Below are 22,820 nucleotides of genomic sequence, written 5' to 3' on the forward strand. Positions count from 1 at the left end.
TAATGGGGGACGTTTGTAAAGTGAATTTGTAACTATAGTTTCTCACTAGCAAAATTCAGAAATTTTATTGGTAAAAATAAGCCTTAACACTAAGGTTATTAACAAAATAGCACACACGGTAAAATCAGAATATCTAAACTGATGAAGACCAAATAAACTAAGGGAGAAGAATTATTAATTGTTTGCTAATGCCATTAGGTACTTTTTAGGCGTTGTACCATATTTCTTCTTAAAAGCAGAAATAAAATGGCTGGCCGTACTATAGCCAACTCTTAGACCCACTTCATTTACATTGTGCTTTCCTGTTTCTAGCATCTTTCGGGCATATTCCATCTTATAATCAAACAGGAAACTGAATACAGAATCGCCATAAATCTGCTTAAAACCTTCTTTCAATTTTTTCAATGAAAGCCCAATTTCCTCAGATAGCTCCGTAAGCGTAGGAGGCTCTGCCATGCGAGAAATAATAATTTCTTTGGCCTTGCGTATACGGCGCACATTGTCTTCATCTACCAAGAAAGGACATTGTTCTACGTCCGCATCATCACTTTTATTAAAGTACAAAGAGATAAGTTCATACACTTTACCTTTTATATATAGTTCTTTTATAGATGGATGAAGATTGTAATTCATCATCTGACTTAGAACAACTGCAATTCCCGGATTTACTCCTTCTTGAGCATAGTACTTCTTATCTTTATTATCGGCACTTAAAAAAGGAATGTAGTCTGCCTCGCGAGAAAAGAGCGAGTGAAACTTGCGAATAGTCATTACTACAGAGACCAACCATGAATTGGGCTCTAATTCCAAATTCATTGGTAAATCTATTTGTGTATTGTAAAGCAACAAAGAATTTTCTTCTGAAACTTCAAGGTTATAACGCCCCTCGTTAAAGATAAATTTAGCTTGCCCCTTTAAACAAAAGTGGAATTGTATGTAACTACTATCAATATCGCGCACCACATGTTGGGTTTCTAACGTGTCATTTTGAATTTTGAGCACATAAAAGCCGTCTTCTATAAGTACTTCTTGAAATGAACCTTGAGCGATATTTTTACCTTCCATATAAAACACGAATTGGTTTGTTTTTATTTAGAAACGTTCTAAATAGATATGCTGTAAAGCGTAGTATTTCCTACAAAAATACTGGTTTTCAATGGATTTACATTCATAAGTATCCAAAAAACCCCTCATCGATACTTATTGTTCCTCTAGCGTTATTTTTATTGCTTCAGGCCTCTTATTTTTGCCTGCGCTTGAAAAGCTTTCATGAAAGATTACCACATTTCAAAAAACAACTCATTCTACACCATTGGTCTTAGCTACTTAAAAGCTGATGCCGAAGTACGTGGCAAATTTAGTTTAGATGATGCCGCCATGGAACGCATAATGGTTAAATCCGTAGAATTGGGAATTGACGGTCTATTAGTGACCTCAACTTGCAACCGTACCGAACTGAATGGTTTTGCACAACATCCTTTTCAACTTATAAAATTACTTTGCGATAATACATCGGGCTCTGTAGAGGAGTTTCAGGAAGTTGCTTACGTATATAAGAACAACGATGCTATTAGTCATCTTTTTCGCGTAGGTACAGGATTGGATAGTCAGATTCTAGGAGATTTTGAAATCATCAGTCAGTTAAGAGCAAGTTTTAACCGCTCTAAAAGACACGGTATTGCCAATCCATTTATTGAGCGTCTTTGTAATTCTGTAATACAGGCAAGCAAGCGTATCAAGAACGAAACGGAAATTTCATCAGGTGCTACATCGGTATCTTTTGCTTCCGTACGTTACATTATGGAAAATGTTGCTAATATTTCTGACAAGAACATTTTGTTGTTCGGTACTGGAAAGATTGGCAGAAACACTTGCGAAAACCTTATTAAGCATACCAAGAACACACATATAACCCTTATCAACCGTACGAAGAATAAGGCAGAAAAAATTGCTGGCAAGTTTCATTTGGTGGTAAAAGATTACGGAGACCTCCAAACAGAAATTCGTTCTACAGATGTTTTGATCGTGGCTACGGGCGCGCAATCACCTACCATTTCAAAAGAGCTTATCCATACTAAAAAGCCACTTTTAATCTTAGACCTTTCTATTCCAAAAAATGTTTCGGAAACGGTAGAGGAACTTGACAATGTTACTTTAGTGCATTTAGATCAGCTTTCCAGAATTACCGATGACACATTAGAGCGAAGAAAACAATATATTCCTGAAGCCGAAGTAATAATAGATGAAGTAAAAGGTGATTTCATCCAATGGCTTGAAACACGTAAATTTGCACCTGTTATTAAAGCTTTGAAAAAGAAGCTAAAAACGATGAAGGACGAAGAGATAGATTATCAATCTAAAAAACTATCGGACTTCAACGAAGAGCAGGCAGATGTAATATCTAATAGAATCATTCAAAAAATAACGAAGCAGTTCGCAAATCATCTTAAAGACGATAATGTCGATTCTGACACTAGTCTAGAACTCATTCAAAAAGTCTTTCAACTCGAACTCGACACTCCATGAGCAAGGTCATACGAATTGGTACACGCGATAGCGAATTAGCGCTATGGCAGGCGAATACCGTCAAAAATAAGCTAAAAGCTTTAGGTCATAAAGTAAAAGTAATCTCTGTAAAATCTACGGGAGACCTTATTCTTGACAAACCACTATACGAAATGGGTATTACCGGTATTTTTACCAAAACCCTAGACGTGGCTATGCTAAACGACGATATTGATATTGCCGTGCATAGCATGAAAGATGTACCTACCGCATTACCGCAAGGTATAGTTCAAGCAGCAGTACTTGAGCGTGCCAATTTTCTTGATATTTTGGCTTTTAAGAAGAATGAAGAATTCATGGGTGAAAAGGACGCTGTTATAGCTACCGGAAGCCTTAGAAGAAAAGCACAATGGCTTAATCGCTACCCAACACATACAGTAGTAGACCTTCGTGGTAATATTAATAGCCGCTATCAGAAATTATTGGACAACGATTGGAACGGAGCCATTTTTGCCGCTGCTGGTCTTGAACGTATAGAACTTGAACCAGAAGAAACTGTTGGGCTAACTTGGATGGTACCTGCACCTGCGCAAGGCGCTATTATGGTTGTAGCCAAGGAAGATGATGAATTTATTCGTGAAGCTTGCGCAGAGCTAAACCACGAACCAACGGATATATGTACTAAACTAGAAAGAGAATTTCTTCGTATTCTAGAAGGGGGTTGTTCAGCACCTATAGGAGCTATAGCTACTATAGACAAAGAAAATGAAGTAACTCTTAAAGGAGTTCTTTTAACTGTAGATGGCAAGAAAAAATTAGAAGCAGAATTTACTGCTCCGCTAGGCAAACACACCTATTTGGCAAAAGACTGTGCAAACAGTATTCTTAGCCGTGGTGGTAAGCTTCTTATGACCTACAAAGAAGGTACTTTAGAAAATACCAAAATATTTTCTACTAAGAACTTGACCCCAGCTCAAGAAGAACTTTTTGATGCGGAAATTAAGGTGAAATCGGAAGACTTTATTAAAATAAGCTCTAACCGAATTTCTACTATTATCTTGAAGAAAGAAATTCAAAACGCAATCCTAACCAGCCAAAATGCTGTGGAGTCGCTTATTAAAAGTATATCACCGGAAGAATTAAAATTTACCAATATCTATTGTGTTGGAGGGAAGACCAAACGCATGATAAAAAAGTATATCGGCCCTGTGAAACACCAAGAAAAAGATGCTAAAAAACTAGCTAATTATTTGGTTGAGTATATGGAAGGTGCCGAGGTTACTTATTTCTGTAGCAACCTTAGACTTGATGACCTCCCGAACATCTTGGAAGAGAACAAAATTAAAGTTAACGAGATTGAGGCTTATACAACAAAACTCGCACCTGCAGAAGTTGAAGATAGTGTTGAGGGTGTTCTATTTTTTAGCCCATCAACGGTTACCAGCTATTTGTTAAAAAACACACCGAACAAAGTAGCTTACTGCATTGGCGAAACCACTGCAACGGAAGCAAAGAAACATTTTGAAACGGTTCATGTAGCTAAAATGCCAACAGTAGAGAGCGTCATTGAACTTGTTAACCAAACCTACAGTAAGAATTAATTATTTTTACGATAGAATAATGAACGGACTTCCCGCTTCATGGGAATCAAATTATACCTATGTCACTAAAGAACGACCTTTTTCTTAGAGCCCTAAAGGGCGAAACCGTTGATCGTCCACCCGTTTGGATGATGCGCCAAGCCGGAAGATACCTTCCTGAGTTTATGGAAATCAAAAAGAAATATGATTTCTTTACGCGTTGTCAGACCCCGGAATTGGCTTCTGAGATTACGGTTCAACCCATCCGCAGATACGGTATGGATGCCGCAATCCTTTTTAGTGATATACTTGTTATACCTCAAGCCATGAATATTGAGGTACAGATGAAGCCTGATTTCGGTCCATATTTGCCAAATCCCATCCGTTCGCAGAAAGACCTTGATAGTGTTATTGTTCCTGATGTGGATGACGCTTTAGGTTATGTTATGGAAGCTATAAAAGCTACCAAAGAAAAGCTGAACGATGAAGTCCCGCTTATAGGTTTTGCCGGTTCTCCATGGACTATTTTGTGCTACTGTGTACAAGGGCAAGGCAGTAAAACCTTTGATAAGGCTAAAGAACTTTGCTTTACTCAACCGGTTGTTGCTCACGAACTTTTACAGAAGATTACGGATACTACTATTGCTTATTTAAAAGCGAAAGTGAAATCAGGTGTAAACGCAGTGCAAGTCTTTGATTCTTGGGGAGGCATGCTTTCCCCAACTGATTATAACGAGTTTTCTTGGCAGTATATCCAACAGATTATAGATGCTCTTAAAGATGAAACTCCCGTTATCGTATTCGGCAAAGGGTGTTGGTTTGCATTAGGAGACATGGCCAAATCAGGTGCTTCGGCTCTTGGTGTAGATTGGACGTGTTCAGCAAGAAATGCACGTTACCTGACCGGAGGAAAAATTACGCTACAAGGCAATTTTGATCCTGCTAGATTATTATCTCCTCCATCCGAAATAAAGAAGATGGCTACCCAAATGATTAATGAATTCGGGAAGGATAGTTACATTGTAAACCTAGGTCATGGTATTTTACCGAACGTTCCCGTTGAAAATGCGAAAGCTTTTATAGATGCGGTAAAAGAGTGGAAGCCAATAAGCTAAAATAGGTTGGATATGGAGAACGAAAATAGCTCAATTGCCCATTTCGAAGACTTTTCCATAGAACCCATACACGAAAAATACGCTTGGCGGATTTGCGACTTTGTTACCGTAAACTCTGAACGTTTACAGCGCTATTTTCCCAAAACGTTAGCCAAGAACCTAACACCAACCCTTTCTGAAATTTTCGTTGAACAGAAAGTCCGCGAATATCGGAAAGAAGAGGAGTTTCTTTTTGTCCTAAAGGATTATGAAAGCCGCACCGTTATTGGCCTAGCCTATATTAAAGAGCTAGATTGGAACAAAAAACAGGCAGAACTCGCCTATTGTATCGGTTATCAATATGAAGGTAAAGGTATCACTTCATTGGCAATAGATGCGCTATCCAAATATGCTGTTAGTGATTTAGGACTTCAAACCCTTCAAATTATTGTTCATAAAACTAATATTGGAAGTGTAAGAATAGCTGAAAAATCTGGATACACCTGGCAAAAAACCCTCCCAAAAGAACATACTCCACCAAATGAAGTTCCTTTAGACATGGAGTTATATGAGCTTTACGCTTAACAAATAACTATATCCCTAAATAAAATCCGGCAAAAAGGTTTTTGTAGTCCTTATCTCTTCATACCTTCCTTTGTATATCGTAAATTTACAGACGATTTGCACAAAACCATTTCTTTTAATGAAAGACAAATTCTTTAGTTACATAGAAAATCTTCAAGATACCATTACTTCTAAGCTTCAGGAGATAGACGGTGAAGCTAAATTTCACGAAGATTTATGGAAAAGACCTGAAGGTGGCGGCGGCCGCACCAGAGTAATAGAAAACGGTGCTGTTTTTGAAAAAGGAGGTGTAAATATATCTGGTGTACATGGAGCTCTACCAAAAAGTATGCAAACCTATTTTGGTGTTGAAGATGCAGATTTTTATGCCTGCGGCCTAAGTTTGGTTCTTCATCCTAAAAATCCAATGGTACCTACAGTTCATGCCAATTGGCGCTATTTTGAAATGTACGATAAAGAAGGAAACATTGTAGACCAATGGTTTGGCGGTGGCCAAGATTTAACGCCTTATTATTTATTTGATGAAGATGCTACTCATTTTCATACCATTTGCAAAGCAGCCTGTGACGCACATAATTCAGAATTCTATTCTACTTACAAGAAGAGATGCGATGATTACTTTTGGAATACCCATAGAGATGAAGCTCGCGGTATAGGCGGACTCTTCTTTGACTATTGCAAGGCTACGGAAGAGATGACTATGCAAAACTGGTATGACTTTGTAACCGAGGTAGGAAACAGCTTCCTAGAAAGTTATGTACCGATTGTTTTAAAAAGAAAAAACTTAGAATACACAAAAGAACAACGGGATTGGCAGGAAGTCCGAAGAGGGCGCTATGTTGAGTTTAATCTTGTTCATGATAAAGGCACTTTATTCGGCCTGAAAACAAACGGTAGAATTGAGAGTATCTTAATGAGCCTACCGCCCCATGTACAGTGGCATTACGACCATCACCCTAAAAAAGACACCGAAGAATACCGATTGGTAGAAATTTTAAAGAAACCTAAGATTTGGGTTTAGCCACAATAGTCAAATTATGCCTAAAAAAGGAAAAGCAAAGAATACGGTCAATAAAGCCAAACATACCAAGCTTTTAAATCGAAAGAAGGCCAAATTAAAGTCAGAACAAGAAATGCGCAAATTGCGCTTGAAAGAAATTATAAAACAAAGCCATAAAACCCCGGACTTACCCCGTGAAAATGATTAGAATCTCTTTTGCCATGAATATTAAAAACCACCTTATTTATAAGTTGGTTTTCGCGCTTGCGATTCTGGCGTTAGGAACTTCCTGCGACTCCAAACGTGCAAAAAGTGATATAGATATTACTTTCGTCCAAGATACGCTAGATGTAGGATATACCTATTGGTGGGAAGAATCTGGTCCATTTATTGGGTATTGTGGTAAAGAATATGCCCTTGTGTTTTCGGGTACCGTCGTAAACTTAGATAAAGCCAACCACGATGCCGCCCCCTTGTACATCTCGCAAAAAGGAACGATAGCCGTTGACGAGGTTTATAAAATAAAAGATATGGGTAACAACAGTTATGCAAATCAGAAGTATTTTTCTACCGATTGTTTCAGTAATATGGATATTAATGTGGGAAATAAAGTTTTGGTCTTCTGCTATGATTATGAAGGAGGATTGACCATACCTGGAAACAGTTCTATTATAAAAATAAAGAGTTTAGACCATCCTCTGGTTGGCGCGACTAAACGATTTATAGATGCCGATGAAAATCCTGTAGAAATCAAGGAAGACTCCACCTTATGGTCGGCATATGGTTATCGCAAACAGTTCAATCAAATGATACGCTGTAGAGAAAATACCGAACGTATTACTTCCAAGTGATTTTTTCTAATACTTCTTCCACCACGTTATTAATACGCTGATAATCCTCAAAATTATCGAGAAAGTTCTGCTGATAACTGCGCCAGTCAAGCTTAAATTTCAGGTTATACATTAGTTGAATCAAGAGTTGGTCTGTTTTCTGTTTTTTAGGAGGATAATAAGTAACTTTGTCTATTCAAAAATAGGCAAAACATGTACCCACTTAAAAGAAACCGCAGATTAAGAACAAACGACTCTATCAGAGATTTAGTGCGCGAAACCATTATATCCCCTAAGGATTTTCTGGTGCCTCTTTTCGTAACAGAAGGCAAGGGCATTAAAGAAGAAATTGCGTCTATGCCTGATTACTATAGGTTGAGCCTTGATTATCTTGGGGCCGAAGTTAAGGAGCTTTGGAATATGGGATTACATGCCGTACTTCTTTTTGTAAAAGTTCCTGAGAACTTAAAAGACAACAAGGGTACAGAAGCTTTAAACGATGATGGATTAATGCAACGCGCCATTAAGACGGTTAAAGATGCCTGTCCTGGAATGTTGGTTATGACCGATGTTGCCATGGACCCTTATTCATCTTTTGGTCATGATGGTATTGTGGAAAACGGACAAATACTTAATGATGAAACTTCGGAATTCTTATCAGAAATGAGCGTTTCTCATGCTCTAGCCGGAGCAGATTTTGTTGCGCCTAGCGATATGATGGACGGACGTATTCTTTCCATTCGTGAAGCTTTAGAAGATGAAAATCTTATAAACACAGGCATCATGAGTTATAGTGCTAAATACGCCAGTGCTTTTTATGGTCCTTTTAGAGATGCGTTGGATTCCGCCCCTGTGGACGTTAAAAATGTACCGAAGGATAAAAAGACCTATCAAATGGATTATGCCAACCGTTTTGAAGCATTAAAAGAGACCGAAATGGACATTGATGAAGGCGCAGATATTGTTATGGTAAAACCCGGACTTTGCTATTTAGACATCGTACGTGAAATTCGTAATGAAGTAGATGTGCCCGTTGCCGTTTACCAAGTTAGTGGAGAATACGCAATGGTAAAAGCCGCTGCTGAAAAAGGGTGGTTAGACCATGATGCTGTAGTAATGGAACAACTCACTGCAATGAAACGTGCTGGTGCCAATATAATCGCTAGTTATTTTGCCAAAGACGCGGTGAGGTTGTTAGGCTAAATAAAAATTTAAAAGCTTGCTTGTGAAGATAATTCAACTGTTAATTCTATTATTTACAATCCAGCTTACACAAGCTCAGGAAGGAACTCCAATACCATTAAATATTGAAGTTAGTGATGCGTTAGTTTATGGCAATCCGTTTGAAGTTGGCTTAGATTCGGTTTACATCAATACTAATATTGAAGACATAATAACAAACGGTATAAAAAATAATGCTTTTCCTGGAGCACAGGTTTTAGTTGCCAAAAGCGGTAAAATAATATTTCACAAAGCCTATGGATATCACACCTACGACAGTATTCAACCCGTAGCTTTAGACGATATTTATGACTTAGCTTCAGTAACCAAAGTTACGGCGGCCCTTCCCGCAATAATGAAACTTGTTGACGAAGGAAAACTTAGTTTAGATGTTCCTTTTAGTACCTACTGGAAACCTTGGAAAAGGGAAAAAGACAAACGAGATATTACCCTTCGTGAAATTCTGGCGCATCAAGCCGGACTTGAACCATACATCGTTTTTCTAAATGAGGTTTTTAAAAAGAACAAAAAACTGAAAAAAAGGTTTGTTAGAACTTTACCAAATGGCCGATTTCAACATCAGGCGTACGACCAGTTGTTCGTTAAAAACAAGTTCAATCGAAAAATGTACCGTCTGATTGACCGTTCAGAAGTATCGGCTGAAAAAAAATATAAATATTCAGGTCTCGCTTTTTTGATTTTTCCTGAACTCATTGAACAACTCACCGGTGATTCTTATGAGTTTTATTTGGAGAAAAATTTCTATTTACCGTTGAATGCTCCCACTATGGGTTTCAAACCCAAAACAAAAGGTTTTTCCAATACAATCGTACCCACAGAAGTAGACACACTGTTTCGCCACACCTTGACCCAAGGTTGGGTTCATGACGAAAATGCAGCACTTTTAGGTGGTGTATCCGGTAATGCCGGTCTCTTTGCTACCGCAACAGATTTAGCAAAACTGATGCAAATGTACATGCAATACGGTGTTTACGACGGCAAACGCTATATTTCCGAAGCTACGCTAAAAGAATTTACACGCGTACAGTTTCCAGAGAACGATAACCGCAGAGGCCTAGGATTTGATAAACCCTATTTAGATAATGCAAAGCAGCCTTTACCTAAGGCGTACCCCGCACCAGAAGTGGGTGCGGATAGCTTTGGACATAGCGGGTTTACTGGCACTTTCGTTTGGGCAGACCCCGAAAACCAAATGGTATATATTTTTCTTTCAAACCGAGTGAATCCTACTAGGGAAAATAGAAATCTCTACAACCTAAATATACGACCTGCATTGCAGCAAGTATTTTATAAAGCCACATTACCAAGCAAATAAGATATTAAGATTACACTTTAATTGGTATCTTCGTTTTACTAAAACTCCTACATGGGCTTATTAATTTTTTACGCTTTAATATCAATTTTCATTTCATTTCTCTGCTCTATCTTAGAAGCGGTTCTGCTAAGTATTAGCCCAACTTTCGTGAATCTGAAGAAGAAGGAAGGAAAGCCGTACGCTTTAACCCTTGAAGAATTGAAGAATGATGTGGACAAACCCCTCATCGCTATTTTAACATTAAACACCATTGCCCATACGGTAGGGGCTATTTTGGTAGGGGTACAAGCTAAAGCTGCCTATGCAGAAATGTATGGGTCTACAACTAGTAGTATTTTTGGAATCCCTTTCACAGCAGATTTAATGGTTGGCGTAGTATCTACTATAATGACCATCCTAATTTTAGTCGCTTCAGAAATTATTCCTAAAACAATCGGTGCAACCTATTGGAGACAATTGGCCAATTTTACGGCAAAAGCCTTAAAAATTATGGTTATTGCTTTAAAATATACAGGCTTGTTATGGATTTTACAGCTTTTCACAAAGCTGGTAGGTGGCAAAGGTCATCATGGTAGCGTTCTAAGTCGTGAAGATTTTACTGCTATGACAGATATTGCTCGCGAAGAAGGCGTTTTTGAAAAATCAGAATCTACTATTATAAAGAATCTATTACGTTTTGACCAAGTTTTGGTAAAAGACGTAATGACACCAAGAGCGGTTATGAAAATTGCTTCTGAAGGTAAAACTATTGCCGAATTTTTTGAAGCCAACCCAAAAATGCGTTTTTCACGTATTCCTGTTTATGGGGATAAGATGGACCATATAGATGGTTTTGTATTGAAGGATACTATTCTGGAAGAAATGGTGAACAATAACGGAAATATTCCGCTTTCTCAAATAAAGCGGGAGATTTTAATTACCGAAAGAAATACGCCCATACCCCGACTTTTTGATACATTTATTTCCAAAAGGATACATATTGCCCTTGTTGTGGATGAATACGGATCCGTAAGTGGGTTAGTGACCATGGAAGATGTTATAGAAACCCTTCTAGGGTTAGAAATAATGGATGAGAGCGACAACGTAGCCGATTTACAAGACCTAGCTAGGAAAAATTGGGAAACACGCGCAAAGCGCTCCGGAATACTTGATAAATAGATTTTGACGAAACGGTTTGTTTCCGAATCACCTATTAAACGCATTACCTATGGAAACGGCATTTATTCATACACCTCTTGGCGTAGCCAAACTTATAGGCGACGGTAATGGTTTATCTGAAATTAAGGTAACCGATGCCGAAGAAGCGGTAACTACCAATATTCCACCAAACCTTAAAATTGCTGCGAAACAATTGCATCAATACTTTGCTGGTACCCGAGACAATTTTGACTTTGACTTAAACCCGCAAGGCACTGATTTTCAAAAACGGGTTTGGCAAACATTATTAAAAATACCTTATGGCAAGACCGTCTCTTATTTGGACCTTTCCAAAACCATGGGCGATGTAAAGGCCATTCGTGCCGTGGCAGCAGCAAACGGAAAAAATCCATTATGGATTGTGGTTCCTTGTCACCGTGTTATTGGCAGCGACGGTTCTTTAACGGGGTATGCAGGTGGTCTACATCGTAAGAAGTGGCTACTAGACCATGAAAATCCAGTAAAACAACAATCGCTCTTTTAAAGATTAAAGACTACCTAGTTTGTTCCTTGGATTAAAGTTGACCGAAACCCTCATTTTCCTGCGGTTCATCGATGAAAATATTTCTTTTAATTGTTTTCTATTACACTCCATTTCATTCTCTCTTAAAAGCAACCAACTCAACAGTCGGTTCTGATAAAATAGGATCAAATAGATTTTCTGTTAGTTGTAGGTAGTTCTACTTGCACCAGTATCTTCCAAAATTCCGTCTGCTTGGGTATTTGCAGTATTGAAAAGAACATATATATACACATTACAATTAAATGTTGTTAGAAACAAAACCATTTTTCATTGCTTAGTTGAACCGTCTCCTTCGGGTTACCGAGACTATGAGACAGGTGAACGAGGTATTTGTATCAAGTACGCCTACCAATAGGATAAGTTTGTATATTTCAGTAGCTATTAAACTACATTACACTGTGTTATACAAAATTAACCTTGAACATATTCTTTTTTTAGACATTGAAACCGTTCCAGAAGAAGCGGATTTTGAGACATTGAACGATGAGAAGAAAGAACTGTGGGAACAGAAAACTCGATACCAGCGAAAAGATGAATTTACTGCTGAAGAGTTTTATGAGCGTGCGGGTATTTGGGCAGAATTTGGTAAAATTGTCTGTATTTCTGTCGGTTACTTTCGTATAAGCGGAGAAACCAAAACCTTCAGAACCACTTCCTTTCATGGTGACGAAGCAAAACTTTTAAAAGAGTTTAAAAACCTGTTAGATGGCCATTTTGGCTCACCGAAACATTTACTTTGTGGGCATAATGCAAAAGAATTTGACTTTCCTTACATTGCACGTAGAATGATCATTAATGGAATTCAACTACCGTACAAACTTAATCTTTTTGGTAAAAAACCATGGGAAATTACGCATTTAGATACCATGGAACTCTGGAAATTTGGTGACTACAAGAATTTTACTTCGCTTAAATTATTAGCGAATATTTTAGGTATTCCTTCCCCCAAACAAGATATTGATGGTAGTATGGTACGCGAGGTTTATTACAAAGAAAATGACCTAGATAGAATCGTAACGTATTGTGAGCTTGATGTAGTTACAACGGCACAAGTGTTTTTACGCTTGCGCGGAGATGAGTTGTTGGATGATAACAACATAAAAAGTATCTAGCAGAATTTAAGTGTTATACTTCAATTGAATATACACCGGGAAATGATCACTGTATCCACCTATATACTTGTTACCAACATAAGTTCTGAATGGTGAACCCCTGTGTTTGCCTTCAAATTCAGTCAAAAAATGTTCGTCAAAAATATTGGCGTGGGCAAAACTATGGGTACCCTTTTCAAAATTAAGAAAACTGTGTGAGACCATAATTTGATCAAAAAGCATCCATGATCTTTTATAGTTTGCACTACCGCGGTTGGGTGTAAGTAATTTTTCCATGGGATTGTACAACGTCTTGGTTTCAATTAAGGACCGTACACTTTTAGATTTTGGTCCGTCATTAAAATCACCCATTATAATATAATTGGGGTTGGCCTCCTCCTCTTCAATCTTGCCCATAAACTTAATTATAGTCTCTGCTGCAACCATACGCTTATGCTCGGTTGTAGAATTGCCGCTTCTTCGGGACGGCCAATGATTTACAAAAATATGTATCTCCTCTTTATTGAGCTTTCCCTTTACGTATAGAATATCTCGTGTAGTATCCCTTCTTCCATTCTCTTCATAAAGTAATAACGCAATAGGCTCTGAATGTAAAACCTCAAAATGATCTTTATGATAAATTAGGCCACAATCAATACCTCTTTCATCTGGAGAATCATAGTGTACATAATCATATTTAATGTTTGCAAGATGTTCCGTAGCAAGAAGATCCTCCATAACCTGCTGGTTCTCAATCTCTGCCACACCCACAAGTACGGGTGGATTTTGCGTTTCCGAATTCCCGATTTCGGCTATAGTCTTACCCAGTTTATACAACTTTTTTTTGTACCTTCTTAAAGACCACTTTTTACGTCCTTTAGGGGTAAAATCATCGTCCAGAGTATTAGGGTCGTCTATAGTATCGAATAGATTTTCTAGGTTATAGAAGCTAATTGTATTTAAACGGCTTCCCTTTTTTTTTCTGAAAAATGAAAAAATCATAAATTTCTCGATTGCGATCTTAAAATTACGAAAATAGCTCGGTCAGTATTGCTTAAATTTGCAATTTAGTTTAGATATGTTAGAAAAGAAGACCATAGACCACGAAAAGGCCGTATTAATAGGTATTATAAACCGTGAACAGAACGAGAACAAAGTTACCGAGTATCTTGATGAGCTTGAGTTTTTGACCTACACCGCAGGTGGAGAGGTTTTGAAGCGTTTTGTGCAAAGAATGGATGTTCCCAACCCAAAGACACTTATTGGTTCCGGTAAGATGGAAGAAGTGGAAACATTCGTTAGAGCTAACGACATAGGATCCGTAATTTTTGATGATGAACTGACGCCCGCTCAACAACGAAATATAGAAAAGATCTTACGTTGCAAAATCGTTGACCGTACTAGCCTTATTTTGGACATTTTTGCCCAACGCGCGCAGACGAGCTACGCTAGAACGCAAGTAGAATTGGCTCAATATGAATATTTACTGCCTCGCCTAACCGGACTTTGGACTCACCTTGAACGCCAACGTGGTGGTATTGGTATGCGCGGACCAGGGGAAACAGAAATTGAAACGGATAGGCGAATTGTACGTGACCGTATTTCTCTATTAAAAAAGAAATTACTTAAAATAGATAGGCAAATGGAGACCCAACGTGGTAACCGTGGTGCTTTGGTACGTGTAGCTTTGGTAGGATATACCAATGTGGGCAAGTCTACTTTAATGAACGTGATTAGTAAAAGTGAGGTATTTGCCGAGAACAAGTTGTTTGCAACACTAGACACAACGGTGCGTAAAGTTGTAATAGGGAATTTACCTTTTCTATTAAGTGACACTGTTGGATTTATCCGTAAACTGCCTACTCAGCTAGTAGAAAGCTTTAAAAGTACTTTGGATGAAGTCCGCGAAGCAGATTTGTTGCTTCATGTAGTTGATATTTCGCACCCTCAGTTTGAAGAGCATATAGAATCTGTAAATAAGATTTTAGGTGAAATAGATAGTGCCGATAAGAACACTATTATGGTATTCAATAAAATTGACAAATACGAACATGCTGAAATAGACGATGATGATTTGACAACCGAAAGAACCGGAAGGCATTTTACCATTGCAGATTGGAAACAGACTTGGATGCAACGTGTGGGAGACAGAGCACTCTTTATATCGGCATTGAATAAAGAAAACTTAGATGAATTTAGAAAAAGGGTTTATGACGAAGTTAGGGATATTCATGTAACTCGCTTTCCGTACAATAATTTTCTATACCCAGAAAATTTAGACGAGTACTAGCTAATTTTTTGATTTGAACTTACCGTTCATCGGAGATACCGGACGACTTGTATTTTTCACAACAGACTTGGCTAGATTCACAACAATAATTTAGACAGGCAAGTAAACCAACGTAAGTTTACAGTGTAATTAAGTGATAGCAATGACCCCAAATCGAATCTTGAACTTAACCGAAACAAGTAATGAACCCAAACCCATTGCTTGACTAAAAAAATAATACCAAATTGACCAAACCTACTTGATAAAAAAACCCTCTTACCAGAGGGTTTTTTTATGCTCTGTATTTTCTGAAACATACTTTTTACTAGCTCTCATAAACCGTTCATCGGAGATACCGCACCACTGGTATTTTTCACAACAGACTTGGCTAGATTCACAACAATAATTTAGATAGAGCAGTAAACGAGCGTAAGTTTACAGTGTAATTAAGTGATAGTAATGACCCCAAATCGAATCTTGAACTTAACCGAAACAAGTACGAATCCCAAATCCGAACTTGACCTACGAAAAGCTTAAAATTGCGACCCCAAATTGCAATCAAAATTTTACTAGTAAACCTACTTAACAAAAAAGCCCGTTCACACGGGCTTTTTTGTTTTTTAGAAATCTCAATCGCTCCGAATCCTGTTATTTACAGTGTAGTTCATCGGAGATATGTTTATTTTAACGAGTTACACCACAAATTAAGACATGTTCACAACAAAAGTTTAACAATTATGGAGTTGCCATCTACATTCGTCTTGTATTTGAAATTTTAGTGTATGTCCCAAAAAATTACTTAATCCAAGGTTTGATTTATTATTTGACTGTATAACCAAGCTTAACGTATCCTACTTAACTAAAAAACGCCCCGATATAGATCGGGGCGTTTTCCATTATATATAACTTAATTTTTTTCTTAGAAAGCGTAGTTCAGACCAAAAAGGTAAAAACTCTGTAAGCTATTGTCAATACTGTCAAAAGTTGGAGATGGAGTTGTTGTACCATTAGCTGCATCCAATGCTTTAGCTACATCAATTGCATTAGCCAAAGTTTCTTGGTTGTTATTTCTTAATCCAAATTCAAAACCTACACCAATACCTTTCCAAAGTGTGTAACCAAAAGAGTTGGTCCACGTCCAGTTAGATAAATCGCTGGTTTTATAACTCTGAAAAGTAGAAAAGTTAGTCTTAAAGTTAATAGCGCCTAATTGCTTAGTATAATCAACTACAATTTTAGCACCTAAAGAAGATTCGTAAGCTGCATCGTTATCTGCAAATACAAAGTTATAGTTCAATGGGTGAATAACAACTACCATATCAGGAATAGGAGTCCAAGTAGCACCAATACCAAAATCCAAATAACCTGGATCATTAAAGTTATTAGCAATAGACGTTCTGTATTCTCCCAAAGCAGAGATAGCAAAATTCTTGTTCAACTTGTAACCGTAAAGAGAGTTGATAGTGAAAACATCTGTAGTGTTACCAAATCCTTCTTCGTCTGCTGGGTTATTTTTGTCATCTAGTTTAACCCATTGCAAATTAACATTAGCAGAGTTTCTCCAGAAGAACTTCTCTCTATCTAAATTAGCAATAGCGTTAATTGTAACTCCAATATTTCCTGCAGAGTTATCTGGCGTTCCTTGTGAATACCAATTGTTGAATTTTGAAAGATTAGCACCAATAGTACCAAAAGCATTTATTTTCCAACCTGGAAAAGCATCAATTTGCCCTTGTAGCGCATCTACTCTACCTTGAATGGCAGCAATAGAATCCTTTTTAGTAGCCTGTTCAGTTTTTAAATCATCTATTGTTTGTGCAAAACTCACCGAAAAGGTAAGTAACGCCAAAGATGTAAGCAGTAATTTTCTCATGGTTATGTGTGTTTATTAATTAGAACCACAAAAGTACTAATTGTCACTTATTTTGAGAATAAAAGTCTACTTTCTTTTATAGAGAGGTACAGAAGAACATGCCTCACCATACATGAGAGATTTTACAACAGGTTGTAACTTTCCTATTATCAATACGTAAGCATTGGGAGGCACTGGTTTATTGCTGCATCCTTTAACAATAACCAGTTTATCTTTTAATCCTGAAACATCTAAATCTTTTAGGGTTTCTGTGTATAAAAGGGTCTCTAATTCCTCTAAAGAGCCTTGAATAAACCTCTTTGCAAAAGGTTGTAGTTTAGTTGCCAATAACATATAGGCCCAACTTGGCACTATGGCGCCTGTGGAACAATGTAAGGCTACATAAGCATCTTGATATTGAGACCAGTCATGTTCTGCAGCTTTCGCTCTAAAATCCTTCTCTTTTAGCAAAAAGCCTTCCAGCAACCATTCTGAAATATCAAAAAGCACACGCTTTCCTGGGAGATAGTAATCCTCCAGGTTAAATGTAATGAGTTTGCTCTGAGCTACTTTATTAACGATTTCTTCTGACATATTTTGTTTTAAAGCAACCCTAATTCTAATTTGGCTTCTTCACTCATAAGATCCTGCGTCCAAGGTGGATCAAAAGTAATTTCAACCTCGGCATCTTTCACTAAATCCAAAGACTTCACCTTTTCTTCTACTTCGGCAGGAAGAGATTCCGCCACAGGGCAGTTTGGAGATGTAAGTGTCATTAAAATTTTGACCTCATTATCTTCATTCACGAAGACATCGTAAATCAAACCTAATTCGTAAATATCAACAGGGATTTCCGGATCGTAAATCGTCTTGAGTACTATTACTATTTTTTCGCCCAATTCTTGGGTATCTACTGCTGTTTCTTCGCTCATCTTCTTGGAATTAATTCTTTAAAAATTTAGGGCTATTTCAATTACGAACAGTGTCCTAATTTAATTGGGTTTGGTATGCTACTGCATATAGTTTCAATTGCTTGATCATGCTTACCAAACCATTTGCACGTGTAGGAGAAAGATGCTCTTTCAAACCAATTTCATCAATAAAATCGGTGTCTGCATCAATAATATCTTGTGGTTTCTGATTGCTAAAAGCGCGTATTAAAATAGCAATTATACCTTTCGTTATAATAGCGTCGCTATCTGCAGTAAAAACCAACTTATCTTCTTCTAACTCAGCATGAACCCACACTTTACTTTGGCAACCTTTAATAATATTATCAGCAGTCTTATATTTTTCATTGATAAGCGGAAGACTCTTGCCTAAATCAATCATATATTCATAACGCTGCATCCAATCATCAAACATGGAGAATTCATCTACTATTTCGTTCTGTATTTCCTTTATCTGCATTGTTGCTGTTTTGGGTAAAAATACAATAAGTATCTATGGATTTCAATTCTTTAAGAGAATCATAACGCTTATGGCTATTCTAGCATGCCCTTAGCTCTAAGAACAGCCTTAACTAGCACATCTACCTCATCCATAGTATTATAAAAGCTAAAACTAGCTCTTACCGTTCCAGGAATTTTGTAGAAATCCATAATTGGCTGCGCACAATGGTGACCAGTTCGTACGGCTACCCCAAGCTTGTCTAAAATAGAACCAATATCATAGGGATGTAACCCTTCTATATTGAAAGAAATAACCGAGGTTTTGTTCTTTGCAGTTCCATAAATCTTAAGCCCTTCTATTTTTTGTAGTTCTTGCGTAGCATATTCAAGCAATTCGTGCTCGTATGCAGCAATGGCGTCAAAACCTATAGCATTCATGTAGTCTAAGGCAGCACCAAAGGCAATACCTCCACAAATGTTTGGTGTACCTGCTTCAAATTTATGCGGAAGATCGGCATAAGTAGTTTTTTCGAAAGTAACCTCTGCAATCATTTCGCCACCTCCTTGATAAGGAGGTAATTTATTGAGCCACTCTTCTTTTCCGTACAACATACCAACTCCTGTTGGTCCACATATTTTATGTGCAGAAGCAGTGTAAAAATCTACATCTAGTTTTTGCATATCTGCTTTAATGTGTGGGGCAGCTTGTGCACCATCAATCAAGACAGCAGCGCCAACCTCATGTGCTTTATCTATAATTTCCTTAATAGGATTTATAGTTCCCAATGCATTTGAAATATGATTACAGAATACCAGTTTGGTTTTATCGGAAAGTAAATCATCGTAGACATCCATCAGCAACTCACCGGCAAGGTTCATTGGAATAACCTTAAGAACGGCACCTGTTCTTTCGGCCAACATTTGCCAAGGCACAATATTGGAATGGTGCTCCATAGCGGAAACCAAAATCTCATCGCCTTTTTCAAGAAGCGTTGAAAATCCGTTTGCTACAATATTTATACTGTGGGTTGTTCCCGAAGTAAATATAATCTCATACGAGTTTTTCGCATTAAAGTGCTTCTGGATTTTCTGCCGCGCTACTTCATAATGGTCAGTTGCTTCTTGCGAAAGCGCATGCACACCACGATGTATATTGGCATTGTAATTTTGGTAATAATCTACTATAACATCTATGACCTGTTGTGGTGTTTGCGATGTAGCGGCATTGTCCAAGTATACCAAAGGTTTCCCGTTAACCTCTCTTTTAAGAATAGGGAAATCTTTGCGAATTTTAGTAACGTCTATCATAGTAATTAAATTGAGCACAAAGATACCGACTATGCCTTAAATTATAGAGAAAACAAGAAGCTTTCTAATTTAGAAGTATTCTTATAAAGGAAAAACCTCCAAGAAGTTTTCTTGGAGGTTTTTTAGGCTTAATAGTTTGATTTAGAACCTAAAACCGACTCCCACTTTTACAAAACCTAAATTATCTTTAATATTTTCGGTGTATCCTTCACCCTCTACCGTACCAGTACTTCTGGTATAATCACATTGCACTTGTAAAAAAAATCGCTTAGTTACATCATAAGAAAGCCCTAGATTAAAACTTAACCCTCCTGGTGAACGTGTCAACTCAGAAGGTTCATTAAAAGCAATTCCCTTGTTTTTAGATTCTGTAAAAGTATATCCCAATCCTACGCTAGGGTGAAGTTTTTGAATTGATGGAATAGTGAACTCAGCAAATAACTTTGGCTGAATTAACCAATGGGTTTCCGTGAAATCAAACGATTCCTCATTAACAGAGTAATTATGATTTTGTCGAAAATATCCTGTATTTATACTTGCTCCTATTTTTACTTTATTCAAATTTAAAAACCTGTATTTTAATCCTATGTCTAAAATTGCTGGTGTATCATTTCCCAGTTCATCTCCAACGGAAATCGGGTAATTTGCTTCCACACTCCATTTCTGGTCTTGGGCGAACAAGCCTACACTTAAGAAGAATACTAAAACTGATAAAAAGTAGATTTTTTTCATACGAACTAATAATTAGTGGTTTAAATTAGTCCGTAAATCTATAGGAAAATTCGGGCAAAAAAATAACGGCACTATTAAAGTGCCGTTAAATAAATTCTATATTTTAAGATAATCTCTTGTTAAAAAAGAGCTTACAATCGCTTATAAATCAAACCCAAGATTAACCCCTAATTTCTTAGCAATCAATTTGTTAATACGTGTTTTTAATTCAGGTATACGTACACTTTCTAAAACGTTATTAGCAAAAGCGTACATTAACAAAGCACGAGCTTCTTTTTTAGGAATCCCACGAGATTGTAGGTAAAATAAAGCATCTTCATCTAACTGACCAATAGTACAACCGTGAGAACATTTTACATCATCTGCAAAAATCTCTAACTGAGGTTTTGAGTTGATGCTTGCTTTATCACTAATTAGAATATTATTATTCTTTTGGAAAGCATTTGTCTTTTGAGCAATTTTATCTACGATAATTTTGCCATTAAAAACACCTATAGAGCTATCGCCATAAATTCCCTTATAATCTTGATGACTTTCACAATTCGGTTGCATATGATGCACTAATGTGTAATGATCCACATGCTGTTTTTCCCCTAGAATAGTAACACCATTCATAGTAGAGTCTATATACTCTCCGTTTTGATAAAAGTTAAGATTGTTACGTGTCAATTTCCCTCCAAAAGAGAAAGTATGAACGTTAACAACACTTTTATCTTTTTGGTCAACGTATGTGTTATCAATTAATGAAGCTGTAGCCGCATCGTTCTGAATTTTATAAAAATCAACAATAGCACTTTTTGCAGCGAATATTTCGGTTACTGCATTAGTAAGTGTGTCGTTTGATGTTAAACTCTGGTGACGCTCAATAATTTGAACCTCAGCATTTTCTTCTACAACAACCAAACTTCTTGGCTGCAACAAGATTGATGCCTCATTACCCGTAGCGAAATGTATAATTTCGATAGGCTTTTTAGGCATTTTGTTTTTAGGAATGTAAATATACGCTCCTTCTCTACTGAATGCCGTATTCAACGTAGTAAGCGACTCATCTTTTGAAGCTATTTTATTGAAATAGACATCAATAACAGGCTTATACATAGGTTTTGTAAGCGCTGCGCTCATCAAGCATATATCAACACCATCATGGGTAGTTTCCGAAAGGTATGAGCTATAAATACCGTCTACAAAAACAATTTTATAGGAATCTATCTCGTGTAAAAAATATTTCTTGACATCTTTATACTCAAGGGTATTTTCTTCCCTAGGAAAAATGCTGAAATCTATTTTCTGAAGGCTATTCAAGGAAGTATATTTCCAAGCTTCTTCTTTTTTAGAAGGAAATCCTTTTTCCTCAAAGTTTTTTATAGCTTCCATACGAACGTCGTGTACCGGATGTTCAACATCCACGTTGTTCTCAAACGCCATAAAAGAGGAAATCAATTTATCTTTTAAATCCATATATTTTTAGTATTAAGTAGTTAGTACAAAGTATTAAGTACTCTTTACTAACAACTACGTACTCTGTACTATTTTTAAACCGCTGTTTCTTGCTTTAACCAGTCGTATCCTTTTTCTTCAAGCTCTAGAGCAAGTTCTTTACCACCAGATTTTACAATTTTACCATTGTGTAAAACGTGAACAAAATCAGGTACGATATACTCCAATAAACGTTGGTAGTGTGTAATTAATATTACAGCGTTATCCTTACTTTTTAATTTGTTAACTCCGCTAGCAACAATACGTAAAGCATCTATATCCAATCCAGAATCGGTTTCATCTAAAATTGCAACCTTTGGCTCTAGCATTGCCATTTGAAAAATCTCGTTTCTCTTTTTCTCACCACCAGAAAAACCTTCGTTCAATGATCTAGACAAAAATTTACGGTCAATTTCTAATAACTCAGATTTTTCACGAATCAACTTCAACATATCCTTTGCAGGCATATCTTCAAGACCTTTAGCCTTACGAGATTCGTTAATAGCAGTTTTCATAAAGTTGGTTACAGAAACACCTGGAATCTCAACTGGGTATTGAAAAGAAAGAAAAACACCCTTGTGTGCTCTTTCTTCTGGAGAAACTTCTTCTAAATCTTCACCACTTAATTCAATAGAACCTTGAGTAACCTCAAAACGCTCGTTTCCGGCAATTACAGAAGCTAATGTACTTTTACCAGAACCGTTAGGGCCCATAATAGCATGTACTTCACCTGCTTTAACCTCTAGGTTTATTCCTCTTAATATCTCCTTATCATCTACGCTAGCATGTAGATCTTTAATTTTCAACATAATGTGTTACTTTAAATATTG

The 22,820-nt window shown here is 37.1% G+C and carries 22 protein-coding genes; 12 read left to right on the plus strand and 10 right to left on the minus strand.

Translation table 11 applies throughout. The annotated features are described in order from the left end of the window. Positions 1 to 174: 174 nt before the first annotated feature. Positions 175 to 1,065 carry an AraC family transcriptional regulator gene (locus tag IWB64_RS05380; RefSeq protein ID WP_155595191.1) on the minus strand — a complete coding sequence of 297 codons (891 nt, stop codon included), beginning with the start codon at positions 1,063 to 1,065 and terminating at the stop codon, positions 175 to 177. A gap of 204 nt (positions 1,066 to 1,269) precedes the next feature. On the opposite strand from IWB64_RS05380, the gene hemA reads away from it, so the two are divergent. The 11 genes from hemA (at position 1,270) to IWB64_RS05440 (ending at position 12,983) form a co-directional block, all read left to right on the plus strand. Then, positions 1,270 to 2,526, plus strand: coding sequence for a glutamyl-tRNA reductase (hemA, locus tag IWB64_RS05385; RefSeq protein WP_194533030.1), 1,257 nt, complete (start codon positions 1,270 to 1,272; stop codon positions 2,524 to 2,526). Further along, positions 2,523 to 4,106, plus strand: a complete 1,584-nt coding sequence (gene hemC, locus IWB64_RS05390; RefSeq protein WP_194533031.1) for a hydroxymethylbilane synthase — start codon at positions 2,523 to 2,525, stop codon at positions 4,104 to 4,106. Before hemA ends, hemC begins: the two co-directional genes overlap by 4 nt. Before the next feature lie 59 nt (positions 4,107 to 4,165). Then, a complete protein-coding gene (hemE, locus tag IWB64_RS05395) occupies positions 4,166 to 5,200 on the plus strand; it encodes a uroporphyrinogen decarboxylase (protein ID WP_194533032.1) in 1,035 nt (344 codons plus the stop codon). A 12-nt stretch (positions 5,201 to 5,212) separates the two neighbouring features. Then, positions 5,213 to 5,764 carry a GNAT family N-acetyltransferase gene (locus IWB64_RS05400; protein WP_194533033.1) on the plus strand — a complete coding sequence of 184 codons (552 nt, stop codon included), beginning with the start codon at positions 5,213 to 5,215 and terminating at the stop codon, positions 5,762 to 5,764. Between the two features lie 118 nt (positions 5,765 to 5,882). Next, entirely contained in the window at positions 5,883 to 6,785 is a 903-nt protein-coding gene (gene hemF / locus IWB64_RS05405) for an oxygen-dependent coproporphyrinogen oxidase (RefSeq protein WP_194533034.1), read from the plus strand. A gap of 179 nt (positions 6,786 to 6,964) precedes the next feature. Then, on the plus strand, positions 6,965 to 7,615 hold the full coding sequence (locus IWB64_RS05415; RefSeq protein WP_194533036.1) for a hypothetical protein: 651 nt from the start codon (positions 6,965 to 6,967) through the stop codon (positions 7,613 to 7,615). Positions 7,616 to 7,807: 192 nt separating this feature from the next. After that, positions 7,808 to 8,797 carry a porphobilinogen synthase gene (gene hemB, locus IWB64_RS05420; RefSeq protein ID WP_194533037.1) on the plus strand — a complete coding sequence of 330 codons (990 nt, stop codon included), beginning with the start codon at positions 7,808 to 7,810 and terminating at the stop codon, positions 8,795 to 8,797. 22 nt (positions 8,798 to 8,819) lie between these two features. Beyond that, on the plus strand, positions 8,820 to 10,151 hold the full coding sequence (locus tag IWB64_RS05425) for a serine hydrolase domain-containing protein (protein ID WP_317171954.1): 1,332 nt from the start codon (positions 8,820 to 8,822) through the stop codon (positions 10,149 to 10,151). 51 nt (positions 10,152 to 10,202) lie between these two features. Then, the gene (locus IWB64_RS05430; protein ID WP_194533038.1) at positions 10,203 to 11,309 is read left to right on the plus strand and encodes a CNNM domain-containing protein; all 1,107 of its coding nucleotides are present in this window, start codon (positions 10,203 to 10,205) and stop codon (positions 11,307 to 11,309) included. A gap of 49 nt (positions 11,310 to 11,358) precedes the next feature. Next, positions 11,359 to 11,832: a methylated-DNA--[protein]-cysteine S-methyltransferase gene (locus IWB64_RS05435; RefSeq protein ID WP_194533039.1), complete on the plus strand. Its 474-nt coding sequence runs from the start codon at positions 11,359 to 11,361 to the stop codon at positions 11,830 to 11,832. Between the two features lie 437 nt (positions 11,833 to 12,269). After that, complete coding sequence (locus tag IWB64_RS05440) at positions 12,270 to 12,983, plus strand: 3'-5' exonuclease (protein WP_194533040.1); 714 nt, start codon at positions 12,270 to 12,272, stop codon at positions 12,981 to 12,983. 6 nt (positions 12,984 to 12,989) lie between these two features. On the opposite strand, the gene IWB64_RS05445 is transcribed toward IWB64_RS05440, so the two are convergent. Then, entirely contained in the window at positions 12,990 to 13,964 is a 975-nt protein-coding gene (locus IWB64_RS05445) for an endonuclease/exonuclease/phosphatase family protein (protein ID WP_194533041.1), read from the minus strand. A 76-nt stretch (positions 13,965 to 14,040) separates the two neighbouring features. Here IWB64_RS05445 and hflX point away from each other — a divergent pair, with 76 nt between their 5' ends. Next, positions 14,041 to 15,252, plus strand: a complete 1,212-nt coding sequence (gene hflX / locus IWB64_RS05450) for a GTPase HflX (RefSeq protein ID WP_194533042.1) — start codon at positions 14,041 to 14,043, stop codon at positions 15,250 to 15,252. A gap of 898 nt (positions 15,253 to 16,150) precedes the next feature. Here hflX and IWB64_RS05455 read toward each other — a convergent pair. The 8 genes from IWB64_RS05455 to sufC all read right to left on the minus strand — a co-directional run bounded on the left by IWB64_RS05455 (position 16,151) and on the right by sufC (position 22,799). Next, complete coding sequence (locus IWB64_RS05455; protein WP_194533043.1) at positions 16,151 to 17,104, minus strand: DUF3078 domain-containing protein; 954 nt, start codon at positions 17,102 to 17,104, stop codon at positions 16,151 to 16,153. A gap of 66 nt (positions 17,105 to 17,170) precedes the next feature. Next, positions 17,171 to 17,677, minus strand: coding sequence for a DUF2480 family protein (locus IWB64_RS05460; RefSeq protein ID WP_194533044.1), 507 nt, complete (start codon positions 17,675 to 17,677; stop codon positions 17,171 to 17,173). A gap of 8 nt (positions 17,678 to 17,685) precedes the next feature. After that, positions 17,686 to 18,015, minus strand: a complete 330-nt coding sequence (locus tag IWB64_RS05465; protein ID WP_194533045.1) for a DUF59 domain-containing protein — start codon at positions 18,013 to 18,015, stop codon at positions 17,686 to 17,688. A gap of 55 nt (positions 18,016 to 18,070) precedes the next feature. After that, positions 18,071 to 18,493 carry a SufE family protein gene (locus IWB64_RS05470; RefSeq protein ID WP_194533046.1) on the minus strand — a complete coding sequence of 141 codons (423 nt, stop codon included), beginning with the start codon at positions 18,491 to 18,493 and terminating at the stop codon, positions 18,071 to 18,073. Between the two features lie 74 nt (positions 18,494 to 18,567). After that, entirely contained in the window at positions 18,568 to 19,782 is a 1,215-nt protein-coding gene (locus IWB64_RS05475) for an aminotransferase class V-fold PLP-dependent enzyme (RefSeq protein WP_226975813.1), read from the minus strand. A gap of 141 nt (positions 19,783 to 19,923) precedes the next feature. After that, positions 19,924 to 20,514 carry an outer membrane protein gene (locus IWB64_RS05480; RefSeq protein ID WP_194533047.1) on the minus strand — a complete coding sequence of 197 codons (591 nt, stop codon included), beginning with the start codon at positions 20,512 to 20,514 and terminating at the stop codon, positions 19,924 to 19,926. Between the two features lie 141 nt (positions 20,515 to 20,655). Next, positions 20,656 to 21,972, minus strand: a complete 1,317-nt coding sequence (sufD, locus tag IWB64_RS05485; RefSeq protein WP_194533048.1) for a Fe-S cluster assembly protein SufD — start codon at positions 21,970 to 21,972, stop codon at positions 20,656 to 20,658. A gap of 74 nt (positions 21,973 to 22,046) precedes the next feature. Next, a complete protein-coding gene (gene sufC, locus IWB64_RS05490; RefSeq protein WP_133685917.1) occupies positions 22,047 to 22,799 on the minus strand; it encodes a Fe-S cluster assembly ATPase SufC in 753 nt (250 codons plus the stop codon). Positions 22,800 to 22,820 lie beyond the last annotated feature (21 nt).

The organism is Zobellia nedashkovskayae (genome assembly GCF_015330125.1).
GTDB lineage: Bacteria > Bacteroidota > Bacteroidia > Flavobacteriales > Flavobacteriaceae > Zobellia > Zobellia nedashkovskayae.